Origin of the sequence: Streptomyces graminilatus (genome assembly GCF_001418565.1) — a bacterium.
In the GTDB taxonomy this organism is placed as follows: Bacteria; Actinomycetota; Actinomycetes; order Streptomycetales; family Streptomycetaceae; genus Streptomyces; species Streptomyces graminilatus.
The window spans coordinates 1-7937 of record NZ_LIQQ01000464.1; the positions used below are offsets into that span (position 1 = coordinate 1).

Annotated in this window: 8 protein-coding genes; 4 read left to right on the plus strand and 4 right to left on the minus strand. The window is 68.1% G+C overall.

All coding sequences use genetic code 11. The features are described 5' to 3' along the window. Window positions 1-25: 25 nt before the first annotated feature. Window positions 26-493, minus strand: a complete 468-nt coding sequence (locus AOK08_RS32865) for a RidA family protein (protein ID WP_055532846.1) — start codon at window positions 491-493, stop codon at window positions 26-28. Continuing rightward, complete coding sequence (locus AOK08_RS45110; protein ID WP_107101109.1) at window positions 490-648, minus strand: Sp36 family protein; 159 nt, start codon at window positions 646-648, stop codon at window positions 490-492. The genes AOK08_RS32865 and AOK08_RS45110 overlap by 4 nt, the downstream gene beginning before the upstream one ends. Window positions 649-743: 95 nt before the next feature. Here AOK08_RS45110 and bagA point away from each other — a divergent pair, with 95 nt between their 5' ends. Both bagA and bagB read left to right on the plus strand, forming a co-directional pair. Beyond that, the gene (bagA, locus tag AOK08_RS32870; protein ID WP_055532847.1) at window positions 744-1721 is read left to right on the plus strand and encodes an ATPase BagA; all 978 of its coding nucleotides are present in this window, start codon (window positions 744-746) and stop codon (window positions 1719-1721) included. Next, the gene (gene bagB / locus AOK08_RS32875; RefSeq protein ID WP_055532848.1) at window positions 1718-3172 is read left to right on the plus strand and encodes an ATPase BagB; all 1455 of its coding nucleotides are present in this window, start codon (window positions 1718-1720) and stop codon (window positions 3170-3172) included. Before bagA ends, bagB begins: the two co-directional genes overlap by 4 nt. Before the next feature lie 49 nt (window positions 3173-3221). Here bagB and wblA read toward each other — a convergent pair whose 3' ends face one another. Then, the gene (wblA, locus tag AOK08_RS32880; protein ID WP_055532849.1) at window positions 3222-3560 is read right to left on the minus strand and encodes a transcriptional regulator WblA; all 339 of its coding nucleotides are present in this window, start codon (window positions 3558-3560) and stop codon (window positions 3222-3224) included. A 420-nt stretch (window positions 3561-3980) separates the two neighbouring features. On the opposite strand from wblA, the gene AOK08_RS32885 reads away from it, so the two are divergent. Next, window positions 3981-6305: a transglycosylase domain-containing protein gene (locus AOK08_RS32885; RefSeq protein ID WP_055532851.1), complete on the plus strand. Its 2325-nt coding sequence runs from the start codon at window positions 3981-3983 to the stop codon at window positions 6303-6305. A 133-nt stretch (window positions 6306-6438) separates the two neighbouring features. Here AOK08_RS32885 and AOK08_RS32890 read toward each other — a convergent pair whose 3' ends face one another. After that, complete coding sequence (locus tag AOK08_RS32890; protein WP_055532852.1) at window positions 6439-6903, minus strand: GatB/YqeY domain-containing protein; 465 nt, start codon at window positions 6901-6903, stop codon at window positions 6439-6441. A 78-nt stretch (window positions 6904-6981) separates the two neighbouring features. Between AOK08_RS32890 and AOK08_RS32895 the strand changes: the two genes are divergently transcribed. Then, the gene (locus AOK08_RS32895; protein WP_055532853.1) at window positions 6982-7908 is read left to right on the plus strand and encodes a metallophosphoesterase; all 927 of its coding nucleotides are present in this window, start codon (window positions 6982-6984) and stop codon (window positions 7906-7908) included. Window positions 7909-7937: the final 29 nt, after the last annotated feature.

Below are 7937 nucleotides of genomic sequence, written 5' to 3' on the forward strand. Positions count from 1 at the left end.
GGCGGGAGACACCGCTCGGGGTGGGTTACACCCCTGTCAGCTCCACCTGGATCTCGACCTCGACAGGGGCGTCCAGCGGGAGTACCGCCACGCCCACCGCGCTGCGGGCGTGGACGCCCTTGTCGCCCAGTACCTCGCCCAGGAGTTCGCTCGCGCCGTTGATCACGCCGGGCTGGCCCGTGAAGTCGGGGGCCGAGGCGACGAAGCCGACGACCTTCACGACGCGCGCGACCAGGTCGAGGTCACCGGCGACCGACTTGACCGCCGCGAGCGCGTTCAGCGCACACGTACGGGCCAGTTGCTTGGCCTCCTCGGGCGTCACCTCCGCGCCCACCTTGCCGGTCACCGGAAGCTTCCCGTCCACCATGGGAAGCTGGCCCGAGGTGTACACGTACACCCCCGACCGTACGGCCGGCTGGTACGCGGCCAGCGGCGGTACGACCGCGGGCAGGGTCAGCCCCAGTTCGGCGAGGCGTGCCTCCACCGCGCTCATGCCTTCGGCCGCTTCAGGTAGGCCACGAGCTGCTCGGGGTTGTTCGGCCCGGGCACGACCTGGACGAGCTCCCAGCCGTCCTCGCCCCAGGTGTCCAGAATCTGCTTCGTGGCGTGTACGAGCAGCGGAACAGTTGAGTACTCCCACTTGGTCATGGGGGCGACTTTATCCGCTGGCGCCGGGCATCCCGCGCCCACGTTGTCCACAGCCTCCGGCGTAGGTCCGGGCCGGACTGGTTAACCTCGAATACGTGAGCAGGTTCCAGGTCGTCAGCGGTAAGGGCGGGACCGGAAAGACCACGGTCGCCGCAGCGCTCGCGCTCGCCCTCGCCACCGAGGGGAAGCGCACGCTTCTCGTCGAGGTCGAGGGCCGGCAGGGCATCGCGCAGCTCTTCGAGACAGAAGTGCTGCCTTATGAGGAGCGGAAGATCGCCGTCGCTCCCGGGGGCGGGGAGGTGTTCGCCCTCGCCATCGACCCCGAGCAGGCGCTGCTGGACTACCTCCAGATGTTCTACAAGCTCGGCAGCGCCGGCCGCGCCCTGAAGAAGCTCGGCGCGATCGACTTCGCCACCACCGTCGCCCCCGGGATCAGGGACGTACTCCTGACCGGCAAGGCGTGCGAGGCGGTCCGGCGGAAGGACAAGAGCGGGCGGTTCGCGTACGACCACGTCGTGATGGACGCCCCGCCGACCGGCCGCATCACGCGCTTCCTGAACGTGAACGACGAGGTGGCCGGCCTCGCGAAGATCGGCCCGATACACAATCAGGCGCAGGCGGTGATGCGCGTACTCAAGTCGCCGGAGACGGCGGTGCATCTGGTGACGCTGCTGGAGGAGATGCCCGTCCAGGAGACGGCGGACGGTATCGCCGAGCTGCGGGCGGCGAAACTGCCAGTGGGGCGGATCATCGTCAACATGGTCCGGCCCGAGGTGCTGGACGAGGCGGAGCTGGAGCTCGTACGAGCGGCTCCGCGCACCGGTCTCGCGCGGTCGCTGTCGGCCGCCGGGCTCGGCGGGGCGCGGCGCGGCGGGAACGCCGAGAAGCTGGTGGACCCGCTGCTTGCCCAGGCCGAGGAGTACGCGGAGCGGTACGCGCTGGAACATGAACAACGTGCCGTGCTGGGCGAGTTGGGGTTGTCGTTGCACGAACTGCCGCTGTTCAACGAGGGCATGGATCTGGCCCGTCTGTACGCACTGGCCAACGAACTGCGGAAGCAGAGGGTGTCATGAGCCATGGGCTGTCTCCCGCGCGCGTGCTTGAGGTGGATCCGTTGATCGACGATCCGAAGACGCGGATCGTGGTGTGCTGCGGGGCCGGCGGGGTCGGCAAGACGACCACCGCGGCGGCGCTCGGGCTGCGTGCCGCCGAGCGGGGGCGGAAGGTGGTCGTGCTCACCATCGACCCGGCCCGCAGGCTCGCCCAGTCCATGGGCATCGACTCGCTGGACAACGTGCCGCGGCGGGTGAAGGGGGTCGAGGGGGGCGGCGAACTGCACGCCATGATGCTCGACATGAAGCGTACGTTCGACGAGATCGTCGAGGCGCACGCCGACCGTGAGCGGGCCGCGGCGATCCTCGCCAACCCCTTCTACCAGTCGCTCTCGGCGGGCTTCGCGGGCACGCAGGAGTACATGGCGATGGAGAAGCTGGGGCAACTGCGGTCGCGCGACGAGTGGGACCTCATCGTCGTCGACACTCCGCCCTCGCGGTCCGCGCTGGATTTCCTGGACGCCCCGAAGCGGCTCGGGTCGTTTCTCGACGGCCGGCTGATCCGGCTGCTGACGGCGCCGGCGAAGCTGGGCGGGCGCGCGGGAATGAAGTTCCTGAACGTCGGGATGTCGATGATGACCGGCACCCTGGGCAAGCTCCTGGGCAGCCAACTCCTCAAGGACGTCCAGACGTTCGTGGCCGCGATGGACACCACCTTCGGTGGTTTCCGTACCCGCGCCGACGCCACGTACCAACTGCTGCAGGCGCCCGGCACGGCGTTCCTGGTGGTGGCGGCCCCGGAGCGGGACGCGCTGCGTGAGGCCGCGTACTTCGTGGAACGGCTGGCCGCGGAGGACATGCCGCTCGCCGGACTGGTGCTCAACCGGGTCCACGGCAGCGGCGCCGCCCAACTGTCCGCCGAGCGTGCGCTCGCCGCCGCGGAAAATCTTGAAGAGCCCCGCATTGTCGATCAGGAGGACGGGAAAGCTGGACTTCGTAACTCTCCCGACACGTACGGCAGTTCAGACCATCCAGACCACCCGGACCGTCCAGACCGTCCGGACCGTCCAGACGCCGAAGGACCCATCGGACACATCGGACCTGCCGAAGGCCGCGCCGGACGGCACGTCGAAAGGCACGTCGAAGGCTCCCCCACCGCCACCGACAGCGACCCGACCGCCGACCGGAGTGCACCCACCGTCCAGCAACTCACCGCGGGCCTGCTCCGGTTGCACGCCGACCGTATGCAACTGCTCTCCCGCGAGCAGCGCACACGTGACCGCTTCACCGCGCGCCACCCGGAAGTGGCGGTGACCGAGGTCGCCGCACTGCCCGGCGACGTACATGACCTCGCGGGCCTGCGGAACATCGGCAACCGGCTCGCGACCCAACAGCCGGAGCTGCCGACGGTCCCGGCAACTTCCGGCGTCTCCGGCACTTCCAGCGCTTCCGGCACTTCCGGAGACGGGTGACCGACAGGTACGGCGACGAACCGGGGCGGCTACGACCGGCCGCGACGGTTCAGCTCACCGCCAAGTAGTTCTCGTACACCTCTTCCTCGTCGAGGGGCAGGATTCCCGCCCCCCGCTCGTACTCCGTACGCGCGGTTTCGAGCAGCCGACGCCACGAGGTGACGGTGGGACGCCTGCGCAGCAGTGCGCGGCGCTCCCGCTCCGTCATCCCTCCCCACACGCCGAACTCGACGCGGTTGTCGAGCGCGTCAGCCAGGCATTCCGTGCGTACCGGACATCCGGTGCACACCGCCTTGGCCCTGTTCTGCGCTGCTCCTTGAACGAACAGTTCATCCGGATCGGTAGTGCGGCAGGCCGCCTGCGCACTCCAGTCGGTTACCCAGCCCATACCGGCGCCGTCCTCTCCCGAATCGAGGCTCCCCCACGGCGGCAGCGGCATATTCACCGCCGCCAGTTGAGGACGTTACGGAAGGAGGGCACAGCGCAACACCCCCTTCGGGCCCAATCTTGAATGGCCCGAACGGACTATGGGTAAGCGGCAGATCACCCGGGGGAGTGAGCGACCGACATGCGCGACCATCCCGACAAAGCGGGATGTTTCAGCTGGGTCACAGCGGACACCATGTGACACACAAGGCGAATCCGGGCACGTACCGCACAAAAAAATCCACAAAAAAGTTGGGCTACATCCGAAACGATTCGGGTCTCACGGACGTATTGATACGTGACCTCACTGCTGTGACAGTTGTGAACAGCTTAGGCCAAGGCCTATACGTGTGTCCGGCGAATGAGAACGTAGGCTGCCCTCATGCCAAACAAGCGCTCGGGCGGTGGCCTGTCAGCAACGCAGCAGGCCGCCAAGTTCCTCGGTGTCAGCGTGCTCGCGGGAGCAGTCATGGCGGGCATCGCCCTGCCCGCCGCCGGCGCGCTCGGCCTCGCGGCCAAGGGTTCGGTCGAGGGGTTCGACGACATCCCGGCCAATCTGAAGCGCCCGCCGCTCAGCCAGCGCACCACGATCCTGGACGCCAAGGGCGGCCCGATCGCGACGATCTACTCGCGTGACCGCACGGTCGTCGAGCTCAAGGACATCTCGCCGTACATGCAGAAGGCGATCGTCGCGATCGAGGACTCCCGGTTCTACGAGCACGGCGCGGTCGACCTCAAGGGCGTCCTGCGCGCCCTCAACAAGAACGCGCAGAGCGGTGGCGTCGCGGAAGGCGCCTCCACGCTCACGCAGCAGTTGGTGAAGAACGTGTTCGTGGAGGAGGCCGGCGACGACCCGACGAAGGTCGCGCAGGCCCAGCAGCAGACGATCGGCCGCAAGATCAAGGAGCTGAAGTACGCGATCCAGGTCGAGCAGCAGCTGGGCAAGAAGAAGATCCTCGAGAACTACCTGAACATCACGTTCTTCGGCCAGCAGGCCTACGGCGTCGAGGCCGGCGCCCGCCGCTACTTCTCCAAGTCCGCGAAGAACCTCACCCTCCCGCAGGCTGCCCTGCTGGCGGGCATCGTCCAGTCGCCGACCCGGTACGACCCGGTGAACGACCCGGCGGAGGCCACCAAGCGCCGCAACACCGTGCTCAAGCGCATGGCGGAGGTCGGTGACATCTCCCAGCAGGAGGCCACCGCCGCCCAGGAGAAGCCGCTCGGCCTGAAGGTCAGCCGGCCCAAGAACGGCTGCATCGCGGCGGTCAAGGGCGCGGGCTTCTTCTGCGACTACGTCCGCGAGGTCTTCCTGAACAACCCGGTCTTCGGCAAGACCAAGGAGGCCCGGGCCAAGATCTGGAACCAGGGCGGCCTCACGATCCGTACGACGCTGGACCCGCAGGCGCAGAACTCGGTGCAGGCGTCCATCAAGGAACACGTCAACCAGAGCGACGAGGTGGCCACCGCCGCCACCATCGTCGAGCCCGGCACCGGCAAGATCCTGGCGATGGGCCAGTCACGGCCGTACGGCATCGACAACAAGGCGAACGAGACGGCGATCAACCTCTCCGTCGACCAGGACATGGGCGGCGGCGCCGGCTACCAGCCCGGTTCGACGTTCAAGCCGATCGTGGCGGCGGCGGCGATCGAGGGCGGCATGCCCGCGACGCAGGAGTACCCCTCGCCGTACGAGATGGAGTACCCGAGCCCGGTCGCGGCGTGCGACGGCAAGACCTGGAACGAGAAGGGGGTCAAGCTCACCAACGAGAACGAGTCGGAGCACGGCCCGTACTCGATGAGTGAGGCGACCGCCAAGTCCGTCAACACCTACTACGTGGAGATGATCGGCGCGATCGGCATCTGCCCGGTGACCGAGATGGCGCAGAAGATGGGCGTCGAGCGGGCCGACGGCAGGAAGCTCCAGCAGGCTCCGTCGATCGCTCTCGGCACGCAGGAGATGTCGCCGCTGACGATGGCGAACGCGTACGCCACCTTCGCCTCGCGCGGTATGTACTGCACGCCCGTGGCCATCGAGTCGATCACCCAGCGCGTCGGTGACCAGCGGAAGTCGCTCCAGGTCCCGAAGTCGACCTGCTCGCGGGCGATGTCCGAGACCACCGCCGACACCGTCAACACCCTCCTCAAGGGCGTGGTCGAGGACGGTACGGGCTCGAAGGCGGGCCTCGATGACCGTCAAAGTGCCGGTAAGACCGGTACGACGGACTTCCGTTACGCGGCCTGGTTCGTGGGCTACACGCCGAACATGGCCGGCGCCGTGTGGGTCGGTGACCCCGCCCACAAGCGCCAGATGCGGAACATCCGTATCGGCGGGATCGAGCACGAGAAGGTCTTCGGTGGTGAGGTTCCCGGCCCGATCTGGCGGGACATGATGACCGGCGCCCTGCAGGGCTGGCCCGACGCCAAGTTCAACCTCGTCTACATCCCGGAGCGCAAGAAGGAGAAGCCCGGCGGCGACGGGAACGGGAACGGCAATGGCGACACCAATGGCAACGGCAACGGCGTCATCGGCGGCAATGGTGACAACGGCAACAACAACGGTGGCCTGATCATCGGCGGCGCCGATGGCGGCGGCGCCAACAACGGCGGCAACACCACCTTCCCGTCGCCGTCCTTCTCCATCCCGGCGAACCTCTTCCAGGGCCAGAGCCAGGGCAACGGGAATGGCAACGGTGGTGGTAGGGGCTGACGCCTGGACCTGACAACGAAGGTCTGACGGCGAACGTCCGACAACGAAGGTCTGACGGCGAAGGTCTGACACGAAACGGGACCGCACCGGGGGTGAATGCCCTCGGCGCGGTCCCGTTTCAGTCGACGATGTCTCAGCCGGCGAGGAGCTTCTTCACGGCGGCGGCGACCCGGCCGCCCTCGGCGAGGCCCGCGACCTTCGGGTTCACGATCTTCATGACCTGGCCCATGGCACGCGGCCCCTCGGCACCGGCCGCCTTCGCCTCCTCGACGGCCTGGGCGACGATCCGGTCCAGTTCCTCGTCGTCGAGTTGCTTGGGCAGGTACGCGGCGAGGATCTCGCCCTCGGCCTTCTCGCGCTCGGCCTGCTCGGGGCGGTCGCCCTGGGCGAAGGCGTCGGCGGCCTCGCGGCGCTTCTTCGCCTCACGGGTGATCACCTTGATGATCTCCTCGTCGGAGAGTTCGCGCTTCTCCTTGCCGGAGACCTCTTCCTGGGTGATCGCGGTGAGGGTGAGCCGGAGCGTCGAGGAGCGGAGCTCGTCGCGCTCCTTGATGGCGGCGTTGAGGTCTTCCCTGAGCTTCGACTTGAGCGTGGTCATGGGATCGATTGTCGCAGGTGCGGCAAGCCCGGCGCCCGCGGATTTCCGCCGCCCCTCCCCGCCTGACACGATGGGCGCATGCGCGCGCGAAACGCAGTACCCCTGGGAATCACGGCGGTTGCCGCCGCCGGCCTCGTCTACTCGGTGGGTTTCGAGACCCGCTTCTTCCGCCTCCGACGGGTGACCGTGCCGGTGCTGCCCGCGGGTATGCGCCCCCTGCGCGTGCTCCAGGTCTCCGACATCCACATGGTCGGCGGGCAGTACAAGAAGCAGCGCTGGCTCCGCTCCCTGGCCGGTCTGCGGCCCGACTTCGTGATCAACACGGGCGACAACCTGTCCGACCCGGACGGTGTGCCCGAGGTGCTGGACGCGCTGGGCCCGCTGATGGAGTTCCCGGGCGCGTACGTCTTCGGCTCGAACGACTACTACGGCCCCAAGCCCCGTAACCCCGCCCGCTATCTGCTGGAGAGGGCCCAGGGCAAGCACGGCCTCAACGGCAACCCGCCCGCGGTCAACGTGATCCACAACCCGTGGGAGGAACTGCGCGACGGCTTCGACACGGCGGGCTGGCTGAACCTGACGAACACCCGGGGCACGCTGAAGATCGACGGCATGTCGCTGGAGCTGACGGGCCTGGACGACCCGCACATCAAGCGGGACCGGTACGAGGAGGTGGCGGGCGGCCCATCCGATACGGCGGACTTCTCGATGGCGGTCGTCCACGCCCCCTACCTCCGGGTCCTGGACGCGTTCACCGCGGACGACTACCCGCTGACCCTGGCCGGCCACACGCACGGCGGCCAGTTGTGCATCCCCTTCTACGGCGCCCTGGTCACCAACTGCGACCTGGACACGGACCGCGTGAAGGGCCTCTCCACGCACACGGCGGAGGGCCGGACGTCGTACCTCCACGTCTCGGCCGGCTGCGGCACCAACCGCTACACGCCGGTACGGTTCGCCTGCCCGCCGGAAGCGACACTGCTGACGCTGACACCACGACCGTAACCAGCGAGGCCCACCCGTACAGCCCACCC

Excerpts from the sequence above, each read along its gene's own strand:
- AOK08_RS45110 (WP_107101109.1), bottom strand. The coding sequence starts at position 648 with ATGACCAAGTGGGAGTACTCAACTGTTCCGCTGCTCGTACACGCCACG.
- bagB (WP_055532848.1), top strand. The coding sequence starts at position 1,718 with ATGAGCCATGGGCTGTCTCCCGCGCGCGTGCTTGAGGTGGATCCGTTG.
- AOK08_RS32895 (WP_055532853.1), top strand. The coding sequence starts at position 6,982 with ATGCGCGCGCGAAACGCAGTACCCCTGGGAATCACGGCGGTTGCCGCC.
- wblA (WP_055532849.1), bottom strand. The coding sequence starts at position 3,560 with ATGGGCTGGGTAACCGACTGGAGTGCGCAGGCGGCCTGCCGCACTACC.
- AOK08_RS32865 (WP_055532846.1), bottom strand. The coding sequence starts at position 493 with ATGAGCGCGGTGGAGGCACGCCTCGCCGAACTGGGGCTGACCCTGCCC.
- AOK08_RS32890 (WP_055532852.1), bottom strand. The coding sequence starts at position 6,903 with ATGACCACGCTCAAGTCGAAGCTCAGGGAAGACCTCAACGCCGCCATC.
- AOK08_RS32885 (WP_055532851.1), top strand. The coding sequence starts at position 3,981 with ATGCCAAACAAGCGCTCGGGCGGTGGCCTGTCAGCAACGCAGCAGGCC.